The sequence below is a fragment of the Photorhabdus akhurstii genome, from assembly GCF_018448925.1.
Classification (GTDB): domain Bacteria; phylum Pseudomonadota; class Gammaproteobacteria; order Enterobacterales; family Enterobacteriaceae; genus Photorhabdus; species Photorhabdus akhurstii.
Genome location: NZ_RCWE01000005.1, coordinates 106,185 through 129,450 on the forward strand (window position 1 = coordinate 106,185; position 23,266 = coordinate 129,450).

A 23,266-nucleotide genomic window follows, 5' to 3' on the forward strand; every position below is an offset into this window, starting at 1 on the left:
GTTTCGAGTCGGGTAATTTTGGATGTGTAAGACATCATGAAAAAAAGAACACTTTTTACGATTTTACTGGTGATTTTGCTCACAGCAATGGCTGTGTTGTTTCATTCTCATAACCAATATTTATTGTTGCAAGGTGAAGTTGATGCGCCGGAAGTGATTGTGGCGTCTAAAGCTAAGGGACGAGTGATCAAACGTCACATTGAACGGGGAGATGATGTTAAAGCAGGCCAGTTGCTGATTACACTTGAAAGCCCTGAATTACTGGCCCAGGTTGCTTCATTAGAAGCTGCTCGTGATCAAGCCAAAGCGCAGTTGGAACAATCTCTTCATGGAACCCGTGAAGAAAGTATTCGGAATTTGGAAGCGGGTTTGGCACAAGCTCAGGCCGAATATGATAATGCGGTACGTGAATATGAGCGCATTCAGAATGTCGCATCTAAAGGTTATGTTTCACGAAACGATCTAGATAATGCTCACAGAAGTAGGGATGTTGCTTATCAGAAAATGCAGAGTGCAAAAGCGGCATTGGATGAAGGCAGGCATGGTGACAGGATTGAATTGCGCCAGAAATACGCAGCAGCTTTACGTCAGGCTGAACAGCAACTGATTGAGTTGCGAACCCAGAGTGATGATTTGCAAGTCAAAGCGCCTGTCGCGGGGGAAGTGGGGCCGATTCCGGCAGAAGTTGGTGAATTATTTAGTGCTAATAGTCCTTTAGTGACATTGATCCGCGTACCAGAAGCTTATTTTATTTATAACCTGCGGGAAGACATTCTGGCAAAGGTACACAAAGGGGATAAAGTCAAACTTCGTATTCCTGCGCTAGGTGATAAAGAGGTTGAAGCCGAAGTTCGTTATATCTCTCCGATGGGTGATTACGCGACTAAACGTGCCACTCGCGCCACTGGTGATTTCGATTTAAGAACCTTTGAAGTGCGCTTGTATTCCTTACAGCCTATTGAAGGTTTACGTCCTGGTATGAGTGCCTTGTGGCGTTGGGATAAGTAGGTGACTGATGCGAAGCAAGGTTGTATGGCGTGGTTTCGAACGCGCTTTTAGCCAAGAAATCCGGGCTGTGATTCGTAGCCCAGTTTTTCACTGGCTAAGCTGGTTATTTCCGTTGATGTTATTTGTGCTGATCAGCGCTAATTTCTCAGAAGGGACGTTGCTCAATCTGCCAGTATCGGTGGTTGATAATGATCAGAGTCCGCTGTCACGTCATCTAATACGTAACCTGGATGCGGCTTCTCATGCGCAGATTAAATCTTATGATGGCGGATTACAGGAATCTCTTGAGAGGCTTGGCAGTGCTAAGGATTACTCTTTACTTTATATCCCGCACGATTTTGAAGCTAATGCGCTCAGAGGATACCAGCCAACCGTGCGTATGTATTACAACGCGTTGTTTTATGGCGCTGGAAGTTATTCTATTCAAGATCTCAGTGGTTTAATGGCAGAGATTAATGCGAAGTACCGTTCCATATTGGCGACAGAAATGGGCCATCAATTACCGCCATTAGCCAATGTTACGCTCGTTTATGACAGCCTTTTTAATGCCAGTGGTAGTTACATCTATTATCAGCAGTTTGCGGCTACAATCCATTTGTTACAGCTTTTTGTTGTAACCTGCACGATTTATAGCATGGCACGCAGCAAGACACTGATGACAATGAAACCATTTACTTTCGCTCTATTGGGAAAATTGGCACCTTATACCCTGTTTTTTACTCTGTTGTTGATTGTTGAATTGGCCGCTCTGATTGGTGTATTTGATGCAAAAGTGAATGGTAATCCGATATATATGGTAATAGTGGGTTTCTTCTATGTCATTGCCGCTCAAAGTATTGGCCTGTTGCTGTTTACTTTCACTAATAGCACATTGACGGCTTACAGTTTAATTGGAGTGCTAGTCAGTATTGCGACGACTTTTTCAGGTATGTCGGTGCCAGAATTATCAATGATATTGCCGGCACGAATAATTGCCAATATTGAGCCTTTGACGCATGCGCTAAATGCGATGTTTGATATTTTTCTGCGAGAGGTTTCTTTGCTGGGTATTTTATCTGTTTGTGCTTTATTACTTATTTATCCGGTTGTTTGCTTTCTGTTAGTACGAAACCGGTTATTTAAACGACTTGGTTTGCCACAGGGTGATGAATAATGCAGATGTATTGGCAAACTTTTCGCCGGGTATTAATGGGAATGTTGGAAAAGCCCATGTGGATGTTGATGCTGGTTTCCTTGTGTATGATGAGTTTGGTATATGTCCGGCCAACAGTATGGGATCTTCCGGTTGCCGTGATCGACCAGGATCACAGCTCTGCTAGTCGCTCTTTGATACGCCAGCTTAATTCTACGGCTAAAATTGCTGTCCACAGCTATGATAATTTAGCTGATGCTCGTCATGATCTACTGCTACGTGAAATTTTTGCGATTATTATTATTCCGGCGGATCTGGAGAAAAATATTCTTAATGGAAAAAATATCACTTTTCCGATTTATGGCGATGCAACAAGTCGCCTTGCCAATGGACAAATTCAGCAAGAGTTAACCTCAGCCCACCGGCAATTGCTAAACGAATATAACAGTAAATTATTATTGAAATATGGTTTTAGCCCTGAACAGACAGAATTATTACTGATGCCGATTCGTAGTGAAACTGTTGGGCTATTTAATCCTGGTGTTAGTTTTGCCGCAATTGTTTTTCCCGGTTTGTTGGTAATGTTATTACAACACTCGTTATTGATATCTTGTGTGCGGGTTAGTATTACGATACGTGGTACACCGAAAGGTAAACCGCCATTGCCTGTCTATTTGGGAGCGTTGTCGGCGTTATTACCGATTTGGCTTTTTCTCTCCATCATCTTTTTTGTGCTTTGGCCGTGGGTGTTGGGATACCGACAGGAGGCGTCTATTCTTTTGCTATTAATGCTGACGTTCTTGTTTATGTTGGCGGTACTCGGATTAGGTAAATTAGTAACAGAATGTATGCGCAGTGTAGAAATGATCTATTTAACGATCGCCTTGCTTACCACGCCTGTGTTCTATATTTCCGGCACAGTCTGGCCGATACAGGCAATGCCTGATTGGGTGAGAATAATCTCTTCTGCTTTACCATCGACTTGGGCAACGAAAGCGATTGCCGGTGTTAACCAAATGGGATTGCCAGTACAGAATGTACTGGGAGATATTGTCATGATGCTGGTTCTTGGTGGGGTTTATACTCTGTTAGGAATTTTGATAAGTATGGTGCGTAATGGTGAATTAAGGAAAATAACCTATTATTTGCGTAAGGTGTTTAAGTGATGATTTATGTTTCCTAATTCGTGATTTATTCTAGTGCGATAGCAAAATGACCAGATAGAGTGGTGCATATATGTTCTATTTTTATACTCATTATAATTTTTTATCTATGTAATTCAGTTGGGTAGATAAAGTTATGGTAATCACATTAATAATTAGTACTTATCATTAAATATCTCTCTATGTATTGTTTTTTTAGAATCATATAACAGAACCAATGATAGTTTCGGTGTGCTGTCAGGAACGGTCAATTTCACCGATATGAGATGGAAAAACGATTGGAGGATATGACATATGGCTAAAGTAACTCCTATCTCACATTCAGAAGTGAGAAAGCGTCTTCTTAATACACCGGAAGCTATACAAGCTTATGTTGAGGCTACAGAAGAATATGAGCTGCTGGAACAACTCACTGAGTGGAGGGAAAAGGCGGGTCTAAAGAAAATAGATATAGCTAAACGGATGGGAATTAATCCGTCTGCGGTTACCCGTATTGAGAAGAATGTAACGAAAGCTAGTTGGCACACACTTAAACGTTATGCTGCTGCATGTGGTGTTGAGTTATCTTTAACTGCGAAGTAATACTACAGAATGTGTGTTCCGTTGGTGGTGATACTTAAGATCTGCTTGTTCTAAGAGGCTTCCGTTAAAGGAAGCCATTTTCCTGCAATATTTCTATCTGATTTCTTCGCTTAAAATCTCGTTTTTTTCAGCGAAAGCAAAAACAATATATTTTTAACGACAAAGGCGCTGATTAAAAAACAGAAGAAAACAGAAAATGCATCGACATAAGTAAGATTAAGATAAATAAAATAGGCTATTGTGACGCCAATAGCAGAATCAAGTTGATCGAATAAAATAAACAATCGCTTATTTTGTTCCGGGTGTTTTCCCGGAGGTGCGCCGAGTCTCCTTTTTAGCCAAGAGTTCGGTAATTCGAAAAGAACATAGCCGAAACCCGCCAGAAAACCGGCAAATAAGCAGGAGGAAGTAGTCTGGGGAATAATAGTGTCCTGTGTTCCGGTGCCGGGAACTAACCACAATAGCGAAAATAGCGCGGTAATAATGGGTACAACAATAAAACCGCGCCAGGTCTTGTTGCGACCAAAATAACGTTGATGTATTGGAATAGCCCAGCGGGCAAAATAGTTTTTCGTCACAATTACCATGTGTAAACAACCACCAAGGATGACGGGGATCATTAAAATCCATCCATGATAAAAACTATTGAACATAAAGACTCCAGAAATGAAGACCGGTAAATAAAACAAATCCTGCAAGTGTTGTACTGATGATAGTATTGAGACTCTTGAATTTATAAAACGGGCGATCCCATAACATAGCGATACTGAATGTAAGGAGCGCTAATGTCAGTAAGAGATGGCTTAACCACGGCTCGACGACTAAGCTTACCAAAGCGTAACCACTGATAATAAATAAGCTCCAGAATACGGGCATACCGAGATAGGAGAGCTGGTTTTCATTCTTAATATTCCCGACTTCATTAAATACAGATAATCGCAGGCAACCACTAATGATCATTAAGATAATAAACAGGGAATACCAAGATTGATAACCGGAAAGGTAGAGAATAATAGCTGGAGAGATCAAGTAAATAAGTTGATCCATAAATCCATCAAGATAACGACCAAATGGGCGCGTAATATTTAAGTTTCTGGCTAAAATACCATCGAGCGCGTCGCCAAGCATGGCAAGATATAAAAACGCAATAGCTAAGTAATACCAATGTTGTAATGCGGCTGCCACGGCAAGAGCGCTAAATACCGCCCCACCAATAGTAATATAGTCTGCTCTATTTAATTGGATAATAAAATGATTATTGTTCATAACTTTTCCTTATTTTTCCTTGTGTGGAACGGAGGACAATTGGCCTTTTCTGAGCATATTTGTCAGAGCAATGCGGTTTATTTTGCTGTTATGACGAATATCGACCGGAATAGAATTAACATAATAAATACGGGTAACTAGTGTGAGCGCCAACTCGTCTAAAATAGCGGGTAAATTTGCCGGTAGTGTGGCGCTTTCCAGTATCAAAGCGGCTCCGCCTAAAGGATGTAGTACAAACGCGTTTTGAGTGACCTCTGGTAGTTCATTGATCCTTTTTTCCAGTATGTAGGGATGAACGATACGGCCATCATCTAGCACCACTTTGTCTTTTACCCGTCCAAGGAGCCAGAGCTGTCCTGTGGTGTCCAGATAGCCAACGTCGCCGGTACAGTGCCAAATACCTCCCTGTTTACGTGGGAGCTTGTTTTCTTTCGTTGCTTGAGGATTATCAATATAGTCTTTGAGCACATGAGGCCCGGCAACCAAGATTTCACCGATATTACCGGCGGCCAGTGGGATAATTTGTTGGGGGTTGGCAGTTATTTCCCGAATACATATTTCTGCTTGTGTCACCGGTTTTCCGACCAAATAACCATCATGAGTTGCCCAGTGGTTTAATTGAGTCGTCATTTCGACGGTACTGATCGGTTCAACCTCGGTGGAACCATAGACTACTAAATGCCGAGCATGTGGGAAGACGGTCAGGCAGTTTTCAAGCAGAGCCTTGTTGGCAGGTGCGCCACCTACAATGATTGTTCGCACGTTGGGGAATGACAACCCTTTGCTCTTAGCATAACCGGTCACTCTGCTCATATAGGCGGGAGCGCCGCTGAGGCATGTAATACCTTTGTCTTGTACTTGCTTGACGATCTTCTGTGGATCGACGGTTGCGGGATGGGCAAAGTCAAAATCAGGCAGAATACTGCTGTTGCCGCAGCATAATGAGTGCAGCACCATAACGGGGAAACTGTGTAGGTCAATCTCACTCTTTCCCTCAGTAAAAAGCGCTGTTATGGCATAAAGTTGTGCTAGCAGGCTGTCATGAGTGCGGTTTGCGCCTTTGGGTATGCCGGTGGAGCCTGAGGTAAAGGTAATTAACCCGGTTGTATCCGGCGGTAAATCTCGGCAGATAAAGCTATCTAAAGATAAATGTTGACTGGGTGTTTCTAGGGCTTTCATGCCCCAGATACGTTGGCCGATGACAAAACGTCGTAGTCGCCACAGTTCAGGGATCAAAAACCAGAATTTTCCTAACGTAGGTTGAGTGATCACCGCCGATAATTTACTGCGGCGCAGTATCTCCCTCAGTTGCTTTTTGGAAAGCCCGCGTTCAAGCATAACTGGAACTAGCCCTAAACCCAGAATAGCAATAAGCAATGGATACAGGACTAAGCCTGGTTGAATAATCACCAACAAGCGATCGCCAGCGACGAACCCGGCTTGGGTTAATAGACGCTGGAAATGGGAGGCATGAGAAAAAAACGCTTGAAAGCTTAAGCCGCTACTGTGCTCCAATGAATGTGGCACTTGCAGGGCTAAATGCTCAGGGTGTTTTTGGGCTGCATTGACAATTGGTTGACAAATATTTGTCATGCGATCCTCCTGTAATAAAGCGCATATTGATGCTTGGTGGCAGCCGGTGTATTAAAAAGCCGTCCTGCGGTCTTGAGAGATGTATTATCTTCACGCATCAAAGCGCCTCCCAGACGAGGGTGAATACGCCTGGCGCTCTGTTCAAATGAGTAATACAGCGTGTTGTACAGCCGACTGCCCCGGTATTGCGGTGCAACTGCCACGGTTTTCAACAACCCGATAGCGGGCTGACCTTTTTGTAGAACAGACAGACTCAGAATTAACCCGGCAATTTCGCCGTTGGTGGTTTTAGCCAGAAATGAGGCAGGATAACGGCAAAAAGGTTTAATAAACTCCTCACCACAGTGCTGTTGAAAGGCGGACCAAGATGGCGTGGTATAAGCGAAATTTTCGCCAAATACTGAGTCGATAAAAGAATAAAGTTTAACCTGTTCTTGCATCCATAATTCCGGTGTTAACGGCAATAATGTTGCTTGAATATCAGGAAGTTTTTGCGCGCGTTGATGAGCTTGCTGAAAGTTGCCTGCTATTGCCTGAGTATCGTCGAATAGTGAGATATAGCGATAACGGATATCAAACCCTAACTCTTTTAACAAAAGAGGATAGTAAGGAGGGTTATAAGGCTCATGCTCAAAGGGAGGGACCTCAAAATGATCAAGTCGAACGCGGTAATCGCCGAAAGTTGAGAAATTAATGGGTCCGTAGAGATTACGCGCACCATTTTCCTTGGCCCATTGTTCCAGGGCGCTAAACAGCATGGTGTTGCTTGCTATGTCATTATCCGTTTCCCAAAAGCCGAAAAATGCGGCAGATCGGCCATCAACACTATGAGGTACTAAAAAGCCGACAAGACGGGTTTTCCCAGGAATGCAGCCAATCCAAGCTTTACTGTGATTAAACCAGGAATTCTTCGGGCTGAACTGTTGTTGCACTTTTTCCCGGTCTTCGCCAGGCCAAAGCGGCCAATCGCGATAAATCATTGGCGGAAGGTCAAGAAAACCTTCAGGCAGTGGATTGGCCGGAGACCATTCTCCCATGAAGATATTAGACATGTTCACTCCTTGATGCCTGTTCTTCTGTTGTGGTGTCGTGCAAGCGGACAACACTTCCAGTTGCGCCATCCATGCGTACTCGATCGCCATCTTGCAAAATTTGTGTGACGGCAGGAATGCCAACAATTGCGGGGATACCCAGTTCACGGGCGACAACGGCGGAATGTGAGAGAGTCGAACCGCGTTCGATTAATAACCCACCGGCGGTAGGGAATAATGGCGCCCAACCGGGATCGGTACGCACAGTACACAGGATCTGACCTGCCAGCGACATTTCATCTTGTGGGTTTTTAATTAATCGGATAGTTGTTTCAACCTGCCCTGGGTAACAACCTATACCTTGTAGCACATTGCTATCAGTTGGGGCCTGTTTTTCCCGATAGGGATAGCTGTAATCTTGCTGTTGATACAGCGAGCCTCTAATGAAAAGGTGATGAGCGGGTTCATCTTCGGTTTCGTAGCTGGCATATTCTTGCTTGCGTATAGCAACTAAAGGCTTAAGTTGGGTTTGTATTGCTGTTCCTTCGTAGCCGCTGTAGATCTCCTCTAACGTGAGATAAAAAATATCGCGGGGTTCAGCGAGGATACCTTCTAGTGCATAGGCTTGACCAAGTTGTATGAAAATATCCCGGTATAGCCCAAACATTCGGGTCCGGGTGAAGCGCATATTTTCCCGGTGGCGTATCGCCTGGCGCAATTTCTGCAAATTGTTTTTGAAGGCGTTCATGCGTCTGGAGCCAAGTCGCTCGTGTATTTGCTGAAATGCCGTATTTTCGGCCTGAGTGCACAATTTTCTTTCCCGGCTGGATAACGTCTCTGGGGTGAGAGTATCGATAGCAAGGTAGTTTTTTAGTATCAGAAATAGAAAGCTGGGATCTTGTTTTAACGTGATGGTTTCCAGCTTCAATTCCCCCATCGTGCGATCGCCATATTTTTTAATATAATCGATGCACTGCTGGTGGAATGGTTCATCGAGGTGGCGTACTTGGGTCAGCAGGGTACGAGCATCACCGTGGGTCAAGAGATTGCACAACTCAGGGTGCTGGCGTGCATATTGGCACATTTTTAATAGCACTTTGGTTGGTTGGGTGCTTTCAATATCTTCATCCCCAGAGAGGAGATCACCTAATAATGCAGATGAATTCTCAATACCGGCAGCAATTAGCTCCCGATTTACCCGTCCATTAAACATCATTACATAGAAGTCGTTCAGGATCGGCGTCGTCCAGCGTCGTAGCAGATGTTCATCCAGATATTTCAGTTTCTCGATTAGTTGGCCGCTGTTACAAGTATGCGGTTCTGCTTGTTTTATGGCGGCGTCATGCCATTTGAACTGTTCTAAAAATAGTTCTACCCGTTGATCCATAGTCCTAAAGGCATATAACAGGCGCAGAAATGCCCACCCCATTTTTGGCAGTTTCTTTATTTTGTCGCCCGGTGAAAGCGTTTTATCCTCAACAAAATCAACTGGATCTTCCAGCCCCATCATTCTTTCCATATCTTTTTTATTGGTTTGGAAAGAGGGGAGTAATAATAGCCCTTTATACCAATTGTTGATGTTGTAATAGATCCTGCCTTTAATTAAACCGAGCATGTTCTCCAACATGGAACGATGCTGGTTAACTTGTTTATCCGAGCAACCTAAGGCACGTATTGTCTGTTCATAGACGGTGGCATAACCGGCGCGAGCAAAAGAGAAGGTTAGTGGTGTTGTTATTCCACAATAAGATTCCTGAATATTGGAGTTATCAAAGATAATATGGCGCTCGCTTTGATCATCCTGACGTGGCAAGCGGGTTATTGGCCGGGTCTGTAGAATAAAGATTTTATGGTTTTGAATTGTCCATTCGATATCTTGTGGGCATCCTCGTTCTGCCGCGATTTTTTTGCCAATATTTCGTAATGCATAGATTTCATTATCGAGTAAGGTCGGTTTCCACTGTTTTTCTTCTGCGACGGGTATTGTTATTGTACCGTTGCCATTGGCGGTATCGAAAACACTTGCTGTCTCTTTTTGTGTGATATGGCGTTCAATCTCAGATGTAGTGAGATGAACTGAGAATTCGTCGGTATCGCATTCGCCGGAAACCACACCTTCTCCGGTGCCCCAGGCGGATGAGATGAGGCAATGTTGCCTGCTGCCCGTGACTGGGTGGGCGGTAAACATAACACCAGAAACCTCACCGGCAACCATGTTTTGAATGATGACAGCACTACTTATATTGCCCATCGGTAGCTGTTTGTGTAGGCGATATTGTAATGCGCGTGTGTTAAAAGCTGAGGCCATCACAGCGCGTAAGCTATTGACCAGCGCTGATTTACCTCGTTGAAATAGGTAGCTGTCCATCTGCCCGGCGAAAGAGGCGTTGGCGGCGTCCTCGCCAATGGCTGATGAGCGAACAGCGAAAAATGTATCTGGGTGATTCTCCGATAAGAGAGCCAATTCTTCTTCTAATTCGGTAGGCAGTGGAATCGACTGTATCCATTGACGCAATGGCGCAGCAATAGTATCGAGTTTTTCCTGGCTGATATCACGTGGTACGGCAGCCAACTGTTCTATAATATTGTTTGCAAATGTATCTTTGATAAGCAGGCTATTGAGTACCTCGCTGCTGATGACCCAATAATTAGGTACAGGAAAACCGTTTTGCGTAAGCCATAATAAATTAGCCGCTTTGCCACCTAAGGAGTGTTCCGCCAATTCAATAGCGTTATCTTGAGTGTAGAGATATTTCATATTATTCCACCAATGCAGCAATAGTATACTTTGCTTACATCATGGTCTTATTTGCACGTAATATTGTTGGCGTGAATAGATCAATAAGATATGAATGTATTACAAGCTATTGCTGCACCCTTATTTTAGAGGAAGAGTAAAATTAAATAGTTTATTCGGTTGATTATTAATTCCGTGTTAATGAAATAAGCCAGCGGAGAGTTTTCATTGTGCGCTCCATAAATGGATAGCCAACAACATTGTGGGCCATCATATAAAGTGGAATTCTTCTCATCCATAAATCACGCAGTGCTAATTCATAGCCACGACGCCAATTTATTGGATCAAGAGATAGCCCCGATTTTTGCTCAAGTTCAACCCGGTGTAGTTCAATATAATAGGCCACCTTATCCGCGTCGCTTTGTGGGTCTAAGCTAAAGGCCAGAAGTTCTGCCAGGTCGCGTTGTGGTAGATGCAAAGTAGACAACTCCCAATCCCAAGCGCATAAACGTAGCCCGGTTTCCTGTTGCCGGAAGGCAATATTGCGTGGGTTGAAATCACCGTGGATTAATGTCCTTGGCATCTGTTCGATTTCCTTCCACCAAGTTGCGGTATTGTTTACCCAGTACTGGAAATCGTCTCGTTCTTCGACGGTAAACAACTCAGGGAACGTTTGGTGAATAAAATTGCCCAGTTTTTGCCACAGGGGCTTCATCTGTGAAACCGTATCGGCATTCGCAATTTGCAGTTGTGGGAACTTCAACGTGAGCTCTTCTTCTCGTCCCAACCAGATAGCGTGAATATCTGCTATTCCTCGGATGGCAGCTTCAAGGTGGCGCTGCTCCCAAGGTGTTTCCAGATTAATGTTGTTCATTAACATCATATCGTGGAGCAATTCTTCAATCAGGGCATAAGTTCCGGTTGCTTCGTTTTCAATCACACCATAGATAATTGGAATATAACGCATCAACCGTGGATCTTGCTGATTCATAATAGCCAGCTCACGGCTATGGCTTTGATTAAATTCAAGCTGATGTTCAAAGTCCTGGAAAACGGCAAACAACTCAGGAGAACAGTGTTTGGCGATATCCATTACCATATTGACGACCTCACTCCCCAGAGGTTTCAGTTTCAGCATCACGGGTAAATTGTTCTGTGCGGATGTCGTCATAGAAAAAGGAAATAAGCCAATTAAACGTTCCGCATAATTTGAGCTCAGACTTGTCAGCATGCTGTGCTCATCACCGCCAGAAAATTTAGGATTGATCGTGGTTAAATGGGCGCCTTGTAACACAGGGTTAAAATCTGCTTGCTGGAAGAAAGAGAGATCAAGGTCCTGTGGGGTATGCGCAATAATATTGCTGGTGGTGACAGGGCGATAGCGGCCAAGTCTTTCATGTGATTGAGCGAACTCATCCGCAGCAATAGCTGATAGTGTTGAAATATCAAGGGCCAGACAATAGCTGGCGATGATCTCCGCCAGACGGGCGGTGCCGTTTTCATCGGTGCAGCCCAACATGTTCAGACATTCACGTTGGTGTGGTAAATAAGTTCCGCCACCGATAGTACCGATGATCAGAGAAGGCAGTGTAATACTGCAATAGACGCGGTTATCGGCAGTTAATGTCATGTGCAGATGAGCGACTGACGATTCATGTACGCAGGCGATATCCTGCCCTAGAGCGGTAAACATCCCGGCAATCACATTGGCCGCATTAATATTCATGCCGATCATCCCTGAGGCAATAGCGCCTTCGCAGACATGATGATAAGCCGTGACAAGTTGTTGTGGCGTGACTCGCAATATTTGCTGGCAGGATTCAGCATCTAAATAAACCTCAGCCACTACACGAGTTCCACGACCTTCGATGAAAGGTTGATAAGACACCTTTTTATCACTAGATGTATTACCATCGATCATAAAGTGACGTAGTGGTATAAACGCCATTTTGGCTAACTGTTGTTGGATCCATTGACATGCGTACCAAGTGCAAATGGTGGTCATGTTTTGACCCGCGGCGGCGGCGGTATTGTAGATAAATTGCAGATGGACGCTGCGACCGATGATATGTGGATTTATTTCCAACAATTGCGCATGTTTGGAATGGCGTCCTATTTCATACCGTAATTCGCTGATATGTTCTTTGATCCAATCACTGAACATAATGCTATGCGAGACGCTATGAAATTCAAAACGCGGGGCTCGTATCATGCGTTGACCAAGTACACGCGCGGTCGTTCCCCCTGATTGCGTAATGGCGGAAGAACCACGGGATACCGAAGCAATTAAAGCGCCTTCTGTGGTAGCAAGTGGAGCATAATATATCCCTTGAGCGTATTGTCCCTTTATCAAGAGAGGGCCGGCGATCCCCACGGGGATTTCTATTGAACCAATAAATCCTTCAATGGTTTTTGCCAGTTTGGTCGCATCCAGATGGGTATTTGCCACGTGTTCCAATGTATGCCCGGTATGTTTTGCCAAATAATCCAGACGTTTTTGTCGCGCTTCTTCGGTGTAGGTGTAGAGGTGGCGGCGGGGCAATAATTTTACTTGAGTTGTTTCTGTACGGACGGCAGATGCTCCTTGGTGTTTTTTGATGCTAAATATGTCACGTGACAATTCTAGAATAGAACCTCGCGCACAGTTTTCTATGTGATCAGTGGTATTATCTGATGCATCACTTACATATGATTGGATATTCTTTTGCAACATAATTATATTTCCTTTAATACCTAAGCAAACCCAAGCTTTATTAAGATGCTGGCAGTGCAAACCGAGTAACCCAGCACCATAAATATTCCCACGACAGCTTCATCGCGTTTGCGATTTTGGATAGTGGGGTTACGGAGGAATTTACTTAATTGCCATAGACACAATGCATAACAAACGACCAAGATAATTAACGCCCATAACGCTATACCATCAGTGGTGATACGGATTAGCCAAATCTGTAATATCAACATTACGGTGAGTAATGCCGCGATAATAGCGACAGCCCCTTTTCTGCCGAAAATAGATGAATAGGTCGGTATTTCCAGGCGCTCTTCATCTGGACCTTTACACTTGCGTGTAATTTCAAAACTGAATCCAGAGAAGAAGCACAACCCCATTAAGACCCATATTGGGAAAGTGAATGTGAGATTAGGGCTAGCGATATTGCCCAACCACCAGATAATGAGTGGCATTACCAGCATATGGGAAATGGCATACCAAGTAAGGTGTTGGTTTAACCAATCACCGATAAAGAACTCTTTGCCCATAAGACAGGTCCAGATAAAGACCAATAACCAGGCAAAAGTAACTGAACCAATTCCCCGATCAAAGAATAGACTTCCACCTAATTGTAATGCGATACAACAGATACCAAGCGCCCGTAGATTTTTCAGCGTAATAATACCGCGTTGTAAAATCCTCTGTGGGTGATGTTCACAATCCAGTTGATAATCCTTATGCTCGTCGAATATCCGTAATAGTAAAAAATAGGAGAAGGACATCAGGCAACCGAGCAGGATTTCCCATGATAAAACGGGTTTTTCCCTTATTGAATAAAAAGCTACGGAATAGCTGATGATATAAAAGAGAAAGAAAAGCGGCGCATTTTGCAGCGGGAAACGCTCATCCATCCATAGCTTTATCCTCTTACCAATGAATTTTGAATAAATATCTTGGCCTTCCATACATCATTCCTATTTATTGTATAAAGACTAAACTATATACATTTGTGAAAATTCAGCTCGAGGATAATCAATCCAGAAGAGAATCTTAATAAAGTCTATGAGTGTTTTTTAACATTATTTCTCTAAATAACTTCCAAAATACGTATAGACTGGAGCCATACATTAAGCCAAAAGTTTGTCATCGGCTATAATCAGTATGTGTAAATTTTAATTTTAGTATGCAACTTATGTTTACAAATTTTTCCATAACTGTATGTTTGTACGATATTTTATTTCATCCTCAGATTGAGGGATAACGGGCTTCGATATCATATTTCAGACAAATATAAATGAGTATCTGTTTCGTTATCTGTATAACTTTTCACGCAAATAAATTTTTAGTAGGACAAAGTTACTCCATATAAAATACCGGAATAAAACAATAAATGATTAGTTATTGTAATTGAATGAGTGATGAGATGTTTTGATTTAGCGCAGTTTATAGTCAGATATTGCCACAATAATTAAAAGGTAATATTTACAGTTAGGTCTGTGTTGGATTCTTGATGTAGGATCGGGGAATGCCGATATATTTTGGCTAAATAGCTACGTTACTTTATCAAGTAAGGAGTCTGAGCTGTGTTAGGAAAAATCCACAATCTTACTCTGTGCTGGTTTACTACTGTCTGCGCTAGTCATTTAGTTGTCAACCAGTATAAGCAGGAAGAGGTTAGTTTCAGCGACGAAGCCAATGATCTGATTCTGATAATTATCCGTACAGAATTAGGGTTGTGTGTTAAAAATTTGGTAGATGCGATAGCGTTGAAATTCATGCTTACTGTTTTCTGTGCAGGTTTGTTGCAATTGGCTGAGTGTGTAAAAACGAGTTTGCCGGAGGGCGCGGATCAGCACGATCTGGCGCGATTATCATGTTGATCAGGGTAGAAATTCCGGTAGATGCTGCGGGAATAGATCGGTTATTACGGAAATCTTTTGATACCTCGTCGGAAGCGGAATTGGTTCAACGATTGCGGGAAGATGGACTATTGACGTTAGGCGTGGTTGCCACAGATGACGAAGGCCAGGTAATCGGTTACGTGGCTTTTAGTCCGGTGGATATTAATGGTGAAGATCACCAATGGGTTGGTCTGGCGCCGTTAGCGGTTGCTGAAGAATATCGTCGGCAGGGAATTGGTGAAAAGTTGGTGTATGAAGGTTTGGATAGCCTGAATGAATTTGGTTATGGCGTCGTCGTTGTTTTAGGTGATCCACACTATTATCACCGGTTTGGTTTTACGCTTGCTAGTGAGCACCAATTGTATTGCCAGTGGCCAACGTATGAATCTTATTTTCAGGTATATGAATTAGCTGATAGTTTTTTGGCTGACCATCAGGGACTGGTTACTTATTCCCCACACTTTGGCCGTTTCTAATTGATGCTAAATATTCTGATATACAGACGGGCTGGCAAATAACCAGCCTCTCTTTTTGCTGTTTACTTAATTGTTTTACTTGATATTCCAGCCGTGAGGCACTGGAGCGGTCTCCGGCATGACTGCTGAAAACCAGCTGTAACGGTCCTTTCCCTCTCAGTGATTTTGCTCCTTTCCCGTTTTCATGTTGTGCAAAACGGCGATGAATATTTGTCGTTATCCCGGTGTAAAGCATGCCAGATTTTGTTTTCAGTAAGTAAAGAACCCATTGATTTTCGGCCATATAATTTTTTTCTGAATTTTCTATTTTTGATATTTATATTTTACTCGAACGCTTTTCTATATCATTTTTCTGAATAATTTAGTTTAAGTTATTATAATATAACAGTTTTATAAGACCCGTTACATATCAATTTGCTATACGTCGCATTATTTATTCAAAAAAATTGAAATAGAATAGCAATAATTGCTAATTTTTATTCCTGCCTTTAGAGCATACTATGATCCACATCACAGAGAGTAACTCATTCAACTAAAAATTGATCAAGGATCATAGTATGAAAAACGTAAAATATATCGCTGCTGCTTTAGCTTTAAGTGCTATCTCTTTTGGTAGTATGGCGGCAACAGAAGTTCAAACTGCTTCCTCTTCTAAAGTTGGCGTAGTTTCTGTCACGGGGGCTGATACTTTGGAAACCCTAAGTGCCGAGTTGTCCAAAAAAGCTGACAAAGCAGGGGCATCTTCTTTCCGCATTATCTCTGCTGGCGGTAAGAATCAATTATCAGGTGTTGCTGAAATCTATAACTAATTTATAGTAGAACATACTGAACCCTGGCCCTGTCAGGAGATGTCAGAACACGCCGTAGGATGATGTTTATCCCGGCGTGGTTCTGGGCTTCTAGGCAGATATAATCCTGCTATTGGAGAGAGTGTGAACGCTCCTGAAAACTTTCAGATTATCCATAGATACCTCGCAAGACAGCATGTCCTAACGCTTTGTACAGCAACCGGTGATGATATTTGGTGTGCAAATTGCTTCTATGTTTTCAATGCCGATGAGATCGCTTTCTGGTTTATGACTGAACTGCATACTCGCCACGGTGAAATGATGCAGGTAAACCCGCAGGTTGCAGGTACCATTGCTGGACAGATTCGAAATATTGCACAGATAAAGGGTATTCAATTCAAAGGGGAAGTCATTCGTCTTGAAGGTGAACAAGATAAAGCTGCCAGAGCACGTTATTGCCGCCGTTTTCCTGTGGCAGTTGCTGTTAAAACACCTATTTGGCAACTGAATCTCAATGAAATAAAGATGACTGATAATACGCTTGGATTTGGTAAGAAAATCTGCTGGCAGCGATAAAATTATCTTAATCTATGAATAATCTGGTTGCGGCTACCACGCCATAGTAAACCGGGTTCATAAAGATCTTGTATAAACTTGCCATCCACTAGCACATTAATATAGCTGACAATTTCCCGTTGAATTTCGCTAAGTTCCTTTAGCAGATAACCCGTCCAAAGCCAAATGTCCTTGTCTGGGCACTCTGTTTTAATCCGTTTTACCAATTTCAGGATCGCGAGTGCATTGTGTGGATGTAGGGGATCTCCGCCAGATAAAGATAGCCCTTGTCGTTTAATGCGTTTGTCTTGTAAATCAAAAATTACACGGTCTTCCATTTTCTGCGTAAATGGTTGGCCGGAGTTCACCCGCCAGGTACTTTTGTTATAACAACCGGGGCATTGATGTTCGCACCCGGCGACAAACAGTGTGCAGCGGGTTCCGGGGCCGTTAACCACATCAACAGGGTAGTATTGGTGATAATTCACTTTGTCAGCCTGCCTTCATTAGCCTAATTGCCCATTTGCCAGATGTTTTACTCTGCGTTTCACCTCTTCCTGTTTGCCAGCATTGAATGGGCGGGCATCGGGGCTTCCCAGATAACCACAGACGCGGCGGATGACTGATACTCTGGAAGGTTCATGATTGCCACAACGTGGGCAGGTAAACCCTTTACTGGTACAGGAGAATTCACCGGTGAATCCACACTCATAGCACTCGTCGATAGGGGTATTGGTGCCGTAATAAGGGACACGTGAGTAGCTGTAATCCCATACATCTTCCAGTGCTTTCAGATTATGTTGCAGATTAGGATATTCGCCGTAGCAGATAAAACCGCCGTTTGTTAGTGGTGGATAAGGAGCTTCAAAATCCAATTTGTCATAAGGATTGACCTGCTTTTCAACGTCAAGATGGAAACTGTTGGTGTAATAGCCTTTATCTGTCACCCCTTTAATCACACCAAACTCAGCGGCATCAAGGCGGCAGAAACGGTCACATAGATTTTCGCTTGGAGTGCTGTATAAACTGAAACCATAACCTGTCTCTTTTTTCCATTGATCAGTGGCTTTTCGCAGATGATCAACAATTGAGAGCGCTTTTACACGTAATTGTTGATCATCAAATAGATGAACCTGATTGCCATACAATGCGTTAATGGTTTCATGAATACCAATATAGCCCAGAGAAATAGAAGCCCGACCATGTTTAAAGATTTCAGCGATATTATCATCGGCTTTCAAGCGAACCCCGCAGGCGCCTTCTATATAAAGGATTGGCGCAACTCGTGCTTTAATGCCTTCCAGGCGGGTAATACGGGTCATCAATGCTTGCTTCGCCAGTGCCAGCCGTTTGTCCAGTAATTGCCAGAAATGTTTTTCATCGCCTTTGGCTTCGATAGCTATCCGAGGCAGGTTCAAACTGATAACCCCTAAGTTATTGCGTCCTTCATGAATTTGTTCACCCTTTTCCTCATAAACACCGAGGAAACTGCGACAACCCATCGGGGTTTTAAAGGAGCCTGTGACCTTAACCACTTGATCATAGTTAAGAATATCTGGGTACATACGCTTACTGGCACATTTGAGAGCCAGTTGCTTGATATCGTAGTTAGGATCACCGAGTTTGTGATTCAGGCCATCACGGATAGCAAATACCAGTTTGGGGAATACCGCTGTTTTGTGATTCTTACCCAAACCAGCAATGCGGTTACGCAGAATAGATTGCTGAATTAAGCGGGATTCTTTTGACGTACCCAGACCAAAGCCAAAAGTGACAAAAGGAGTCTGCCCATTGGCGGTATGCAGTGTATTAACTTCATATTCCAGTGATTGGAAAGCGTCATAACACTCTTTTTCTGTTCGTGCTTCGGCATAGGATTTTTTATCGCTGATATTCCACTTTTCGGCAATCGCCAAGTGTTTGTCATAGCTGGCTTTAACGAAGGGGGCTAATACTTCATCTATACGATTGATGGTGGTACCGCCATAAATATGGCTGGCAACCTGAGCGATAATTTGAGCGGTTACCGCTGTTGCGGTTGAAATGGATTTTGGCGGTTCTATTTCAGTATTACCCATTTTAAAACCATTGATTAGCATGCCTTTTAGGTCGATTAACATACAGTTAAACATTGGGAAAAAGGGGGAATAATCGAGATCATGGTAGTGTATTTCGCCTCTTTCGTGAGCCAATACCACATTGCGCGGCAGAATATGTTGTTTGGCATAACTTTTAGCAACAATCCCGGCCAACAGATCCCGTTGAGTGGGAATCACTTTACTATCTTTATTGGCGTTCTCATTGAGCAGGGAAACGTTACTCTGTTCAATTAAACCACGGATTTCTTGATTAAGTCGGCTATGTAACTCTCGGGTAATATCCCTATTGTGACGATATTCGATATAAAGACGGGCAAGGTGCTTATATCTGCCAGCCATTAACTGATTTTCTACTGCATTCTGAATATCTTGTGCATTAACTTGCCTGTAGTCAGCGATTAATTGCGTTACTGTGGATGCAACTTGGATACAATACTCATCATCCGTCACGCCAACGGCAGAAGCGGCCCGTTTTATGGCATCTTTGATGCGTGTTTCATCAAATGGTACCTGTCGACCATCCCGTTTTATCACAACAGTTTTCACAATATGGCTCCTTGAGAATGTTGCTTAAAAGTGCAAACGATTCTCGTTTTGATATTCAGCTTAAAGATAGATGTCGCTATATATAGTTTTATTTCCATATTTAAGCACAATATATAGTAACTTGAAGTGAGATAATCACGTTCTCATTTGATCTGAAACAAAGAATGAAGACTTATATTTAAGGTCCAGTGAGAGGTACAACCCTTTGGTCAGTAACTAACCAAGGGGTTGTAGAAAACAGGGCAGGGATTATTTACGAATCGCGATAGCTTCGATTTCGATTTTAACGTCTTTTGGCAGGCGGGCTACTTCAACACAAGAACGGGCCGGGAAAGACGCATTGTGTTCTTTGAAGAATGCTTCATAAGTTGCGTTAACGGTACCGAAGTCATTCAGGTCTTTAACGAAGACAGTTGTTTTAACAATGTCACCGACAGTGAGACCTGCTTTCTCAACGATAGCTTTAACATTTTCCAGTGATTGACGAGCTTGAGCGGCGATATCTTCTGCGACATCACCTGTTTCTGGATTGACTGGGATCTGGCCGGAAGTGATGACCATATTGCCAAGATCAACACCCTGAACATAGGGACCAATTGCAGCAGGGGCTTTATTAGTATTAATCTCGTATGACATAGGTTCTCCTGTTAATGTGATAACTAAGTGAATATTTCATTGAAGGTACTATTATAGTGTCCGCTTCTACCTCAGCAACTGACATAGATCGTTCAATCGTTGCGTATCACCACATCGCGGTCGAACTCTTTCTCGCAGTATTTGCAGGTCAGCACCACATCTTCCGCTGTCACTTTGACTCGAAAACTGCTTTCTACGGGTTCATTGTGGCTGATGCAGTTGCTGTTAGGGCAGACTAATACGCTATCGATACGCTCAGGCAAGTTAATGGGAAGTTTCTTCACAACTTCGTAGTCTTCAATACAGTTCACCGTTGCGTTCGGCGCATACATAGCAAGTTGGTTAGCTTGCTGTTCTGTCAGGAATGTATTTTCGATTTTAATGATATCTTTTTTACCTAGTCGATTGGAAGGCAAGTTCAGGCCGATGGTAATGCGTTGATCGGTTTCAGTTAGTTTAAACAGAGAGAGTAGTTTGAAGCCGACCTGAGCCGGGATATGGTCAATCACCGTACCGCATCTAATAGCTTCGACTTGTAGTTTATGATCTTGGGTCATCGTGTTTTGTATGAATACATTTTAGTGACAACTTTCTGTATTCATCCTCCAGAGATATTGTTAAGAATCGACACGACTTCCATTTTAGGCGGTGTCACCCTGTTTATCCAGATAAGACGTAGACAAATCAATATTATCTTACTGTTGTTATTCCATATAATTAGCTTTAGCCGTCATTGTTATAAGAGTACTATGTTGAATTTATTGATTTTGGCTATTTTGTTTGAATTATTTATCTTATTTAAAAGGTATTTTAATATCTTAAAATTAATGGTTGTTAATGAATTTATTTAATTAATATTTTTTTGAAATTTAAGGGGTGATAGATTATTTGTGTCGGAAATTTAGATTTAAATTAATATGTTTGTTGTAATAAGTCATTGTTAATGGTTTTATTTATTCAATTAAATAAAATGAAGGATAAAGCTTTTAAATGTTTATTTGAGTAATGAGATGGTAAATGTATTGTTTACTGTTTCTATTGAAATAAATATTTTGGTTCTTAAGTTATTAATAGAACTTTGATTAATAATTGCTATGAGCCTTTAAATATTACCTTAATAACATATAGATTTAAGTAATAATCAAGTTTTTAATCTTAGATTAAACAGTTTTATTAAACTATATGTGCTGAGAAAAAGTATTATTGAAAAATGAATTATTGCGACAGATAAAAGGTTGTTTATGAGGATTTAATAAAATGAGTAGCTTATTTTATACAGTTACTTTAAGACGTAAGTCTGGTAAAGATATGCCAACTACCTTATAGCGTTGATCGCTTTATTATATAATGAACCGATCTAGCTGGTTTTACTCATTTTCCGACTAAATGGTGGTATTATGGTTATGGTAATCTGGCTCTGTTGTTTTATAATAGTTATAATAAATCAATCTATGGTGAGGTTATTTTAAATAGAGAATGTGAATTCTATAATATTAACTTGGAACATATACCCTATGGATTTCAAGTTGCATCGCGACGGCAAGGGAGCGAATCCCCGGGAGCATAGATAACTATGTGACCGGGGTGAGTGAACGCAGCCAACAAAGAGGCAGCTTGAAAGATAACGGGTATATTAGGAAGAAATAATGAATAATACATTAATTAACCCTGATAATATCTTAGCCCTTTGGGCTTTTGTAATGATTGCAGCTACGTTAGCGATTATAATGGAACAAAAATATAGGTGGGCATCGAAAGTACCTGGTGCGGTGATAGCATTAATTATTGCCCTCTTAGCATCCAATTTAAAAATAATTCCTACTCAATCAGTAGTATACGATGCGGTTTGGCAATATATCGTTCCGTTGGCGATACCTTTATTATTATTTAAAATTAATTTACATAGCATTATTAAAGAAAGTTGGAGACTACTTATACTGTTCTTATTCTCTTCTATAGCGACGATGGTGGGTGCAGTCTTGGCTTTTAAAATTTTAAAAAACTATATACCGGAGCTGGATAAAATAAGTGCTATGATTGCCGCGTCATATACTGGTGGGGGCGTGAATTTTGCGGCAATGGTTGCCAAATTGAAGCCCACTCAAGATATGACTGCATCCACGATCGTTGCTGATAATCTCATGATGGTCTGCTTTTGCATAATATTAATAACATTAGCGGGTTGGTCATTGGCAAGAAAGTTTTGGGGGAGTCCTTATTCTGATGCTATGGTAAGTGATTCCAGTTCGGATAAATCAAAATATTTTGCTGCATCTTATTGGCAACCTAAAAATATCTCTTTAAAGGATATTGCGTTATCTTTAGCATGGGCGATTTTTATTGTAGCAGTTTCATTTCAATTCTCAGCTTGGATAAAAACAATTTCACGACAGACTGGGAGTATTTATCAGGAATTGCTTTTTAGCTTGATATCAGATAAATATCTTATCTTAACAACCGTAACTTTTGCTGTGGTTTCGATATTCAAAAAAACTTTTAATAATTTAAATGGCAGTCAGGAATTGGGAACTTACGCAATTTATATATTCTTTGTTGTAATAGGTATTCCTGCTTCAATAGGGCTTATTATTAGCAATGCGCCTTTGTTGTTTTTATTTGTATTCATTATAGTAATGATTAACTTATTATTAACTCTTGGTTTTGGTAAGTTATTCAAATTTAACCTTGAGGAAATTATACTTGCATGTAATGCAAATATTGGCGGCCCAACAACTGCCGCAGCGTTAGCGATTAGCCGAGGTTGGATAGGCTTAGTTGGTCCTATTATGGTTATTGGAACGGTAGGATATGTGATTGGCAACTATATTGGGACGATTGTTTATTTTATTGTTACAGAGATTTTGTGAAATTAATCATAATATTCTCAGGTTAATATTAAAAACTTATAATTTTATTTCATTAGATTATTTTATCTTCCCTCCTTTGACGATAAAAGAGGGAGCCGGGCAGCGTGTAGACAAAAGTGACGGTTTTTGTGTGTACTCTACTGCCCGTAGATACTGTCTTGCTCACTGGATGG

The 23,266-nt window shown here is 41.9% G+C and carries 21 protein-coding genes; 9 read left to right on the top strand and 12 right to left on the bottom strand.

The window, feature by feature from the left end:
- The first annotated feature begins 36 nt into the window (after nt 1-36).
- The 4 genes from EAE93_RS08830 to EAE93_RS08845 all read left to right on the top strand — a co-directional run bounded on the left by EAE93_RS08830 (nt 37) and on the right by EAE93_RS08845 (nt 3,885).
- On the top strand, nt 37-1,008 hold the full coding sequence (locus EAE93_RS08830; RefSeq protein WP_036776487.1) for an HlyD family secretion protein: 972 nt from the start codon (nt 37-39) through the stop codon (nt 1,006-1,008).
- Nucleotides 1,009-1,015: 7 nt separating this feature from the next.
- Nucleotides 1,016-2,161, top strand: a complete 1,146-nt coding sequence (locus EAE93_RS08835) for an ABC transporter permease (protein ID WP_040151176.1) — start codon at nt 1,016-1,018, stop codon at nt 2,159-2,161.
- Nucleotides 2,161-3,306, top strand: coding sequence for an ABC transporter permease (locus tag EAE93_RS08840; protein ID WP_040151178.1), 1,146 nt, complete (start codon nt 2,161-2,163; stop codon nt 3,304-3,306). The genes EAE93_RS08835 and EAE93_RS08840 overlap by 1 nt, the downstream gene beginning before the upstream one ends.
- A gap of 291 nt (nt 3,307-3,597) precedes the next feature.
- Nucleotides 3,598-3,885, top strand: a complete 288-nt coding sequence (locus tag EAE93_RS08845) for a helix-turn-helix domain-containing protein (protein WP_011148593.1) — start codon at nt 3,598-3,600, stop codon at nt 3,883-3,885.
- A gap of 110 nt (nt 3,886-3,995) precedes the next feature.
- Here EAE93_RS08845 and EAE93_RS08850 read toward each other — a convergent pair whose 3' ends face one another.
- The 7 genes from EAE93_RS08850 to EAE93_RS08880 form a co-directional block, all read right to left on the bottom strand.
- Nucleotides 3,996-4,538 (bottom strand): CDP-archaeol synthase, encoded by a 543-nt coding sequence (locus EAE93_RS08850; protein ID WP_036776481.1) that lies wholly within the window; start codon nt 4,536-4,538, stop codon nt 3,996-3,998.
- The gene (locus tag EAE93_RS08855; protein ID WP_036776478.1) at nt 4,528-5,151 is read right to left on the bottom strand and encodes a CDP-alcohol phosphatidyltransferase family protein; all 624 of its coding nucleotides are present in this window, start codon (nt 5,149-5,151) and stop codon (nt 4,528-4,530) included. Before EAE93_RS08855 ends, EAE93_RS08850 begins: the two co-directional genes overlap by 11 nt.
- Before the next feature lie 9 nt (nt 5,152-5,160).
- Complete coding sequence (locus EAE93_RS08860) at nt 5,161-6,744, bottom strand: fatty acid CoA ligase family protein (protein ID WP_214039522.1); 1,584 nt, start codon at nt 6,742-6,744, stop codon at nt 5,161-5,163.
- A complete protein-coding gene (locus EAE93_RS08865) occupies nt 6,741-7,796 on the bottom strand; it encodes a hypothetical protein (protein ID WP_214039523.1) in 1,056 nt (351 codons plus the stop codon). The genes EAE93_RS08860 and EAE93_RS08865 overlap by 4 nt, the downstream gene beginning before the upstream one ends.
- Complete coding sequence (locus tag EAE93_RS08870) at nt 7,789-10,533, bottom strand: phosphoenolpyruvate synthase (RefSeq protein WP_250150953.1); 2,745 nt, start codon at nt 10,531-10,533, stop codon at nt 7,789-7,791. Before EAE93_RS08870 ends, EAE93_RS08865 begins: the two co-directional genes overlap by 8 nt.
- A 166-nt stretch (nt 10,534-10,699) precedes the next feature.
- Nucleotides 10,700-13,225: a phosphotransferase gene (locus EAE93_RS08875; RefSeq protein ID WP_052105798.1), complete on the bottom strand. Its 2,526-nt coding sequence runs from the start codon at nt 13,223-13,225 to the stop codon at nt 10,700-10,702.
- Nucleotides 13,226-13,245: 20 nt separating this feature from the next.
- Complete coding sequence (locus tag EAE93_RS08880; protein WP_036810167.1) at nt 13,246-14,190, bottom strand: prenyltransferase; 945 nt, start codon at nt 14,188-14,190, stop codon at nt 13,246-13,248.
- Nucleotides 14,191-14,808: 618 nt separating this feature from the next.
- Between EAE93_RS08880 and EAE93_RS08885 the strand changes: the two genes are divergently transcribed.
- Both EAE93_RS08885 and EAE93_RS08890 read left to right on the top strand, forming a co-directional pair.
- Nucleotides 14,809-15,105, top strand: a complete 297-nt coding sequence (locus tag EAE93_RS08885) for a hypothetical protein (protein WP_051560659.1) — start codon at nt 14,809-14,811, stop codon at nt 15,103-15,105.
- Nucleotides 15,099-15,602 (top strand): GNAT family N-acetyltransferase, encoded by a 504-nt coding sequence (locus tag EAE93_RS08890; protein ID WP_036776462.1) that lies wholly within the window; start codon nt 15,099-15,101, stop codon nt 15,600-15,602. The genes EAE93_RS08885 and EAE93_RS08890 overlap by 7 nt, the downstream gene beginning before the upstream one ends.
- Here the strand turns inward: EAE93_RS08890 and EAE93_RS08895 are convergent.
- Nucleotides 15,571-15,885 carry a GIY-YIG nuclease family protein gene (locus tag EAE93_RS08895; RefSeq protein WP_036776461.1) on the bottom strand — a complete coding sequence of 105 codons (315 nt, stop codon included), beginning with the start codon at nt 15,883-15,885 and terminating at the stop codon, nt 15,571-15,573. The genes EAE93_RS08890 and EAE93_RS08895 overlap by 32 nt on opposite strands.
- A gap of 274 nt (nt 15,886-16,159) precedes the next feature.
- Here EAE93_RS08895 and bhsA point away from each other — a divergent pair, with 274 nt between their 5' ends.
- Both bhsA and EAE93_RS08905 read left to right on the top strand, forming a co-directional pair.
- Entirely contained in the window at nt 16,160-16,411 is a 252-nt protein-coding gene (gene bhsA, locus EAE93_RS08900) for a multiple stress resistance protein BhsA (protein WP_036776459.1), read from the top strand.
- A 123-nt stretch (nt 16,412-16,534) separates the two neighbouring features.
- Nucleotides 16,535-16,966 (top strand): YhbP family protein, encoded by a 432-nt coding sequence (locus tag EAE93_RS08905; protein WP_036810170.1) that lies wholly within the window; start codon nt 16,535-16,537, stop codon nt 16,964-16,966.
- A 2-nt stretch (nt 16,967-16,968) separates the two neighbouring features.
- Here EAE93_RS08905 and nrdG read toward each other — a convergent pair whose 3' ends face one another.
- The 4 genes from nrdG to pyrI all read right to left on the bottom strand — a co-directional run bounded on the left by nrdG (nt 16,969) and on the right by pyrI (nt 20,783).
- On the bottom strand, nt 16,969-17,433 hold the full coding sequence (gene nrdG / locus EAE93_RS08910; RefSeq protein ID WP_036810173.1) for an anaerobic ribonucleoside-triphosphate reductase-activating protein: 465 nt from the start codon (nt 17,431-17,433) through the stop codon (nt 16,969-16,971).
- An 18-nt stretch (nt 17,434-17,451) separates the two neighbouring features.
- Nucleotides 17,452-19,590 carry an anaerobic ribonucleoside-triphosphate reductase gene (gene nrdD / locus EAE93_RS08915; protein WP_036810175.1) on the bottom strand — a complete coding sequence of 713 codons (2,139 nt, stop codon included), beginning with the start codon at nt 19,588-19,590 and terminating at the stop codon, nt 17,452-17,454.
- A gap of 249 nt (nt 19,591-19,839) precedes the next feature.
- Nucleotides 19,840-20,226 (bottom strand): 2-iminobutanoate/2-iminopropanoate deaminase, encoded by a 387-nt coding sequence (gene ridA / locus EAE93_RS08920; protein ID WP_036810177.1) that lies wholly within the window; start codon nt 20,224-20,226, stop codon nt 19,840-19,842.
- A 92-nt stretch (nt 20,227-20,318) separates the two neighbouring features.
- On the bottom strand, nt 20,319-20,783 hold the full coding sequence (pyrI, locus tag EAE93_RS08925) for an aspartate carbamoyltransferase regulatory subunit (RefSeq protein ID WP_036810179.1): 465 nt from the start codon (nt 20,781-20,783) through the stop codon (nt 20,319-20,321).
- Between the two features lie 1,089 nt (nt 20,784-21,872).
- Between pyrI and EAE93_RS08930 the strand changes: the two genes are divergently transcribed.
- On the top strand, nt 21,873-23,093 hold the full coding sequence (locus EAE93_RS08930) for a DUF819 family protein (RefSeq protein WP_036810181.1): 1,221 nt from the start codon (nt 21,873-21,875) through the stop codon (nt 23,091-23,093).
- Nucleotides 23,094-23,266: the final 173 nt, after the last annotated feature.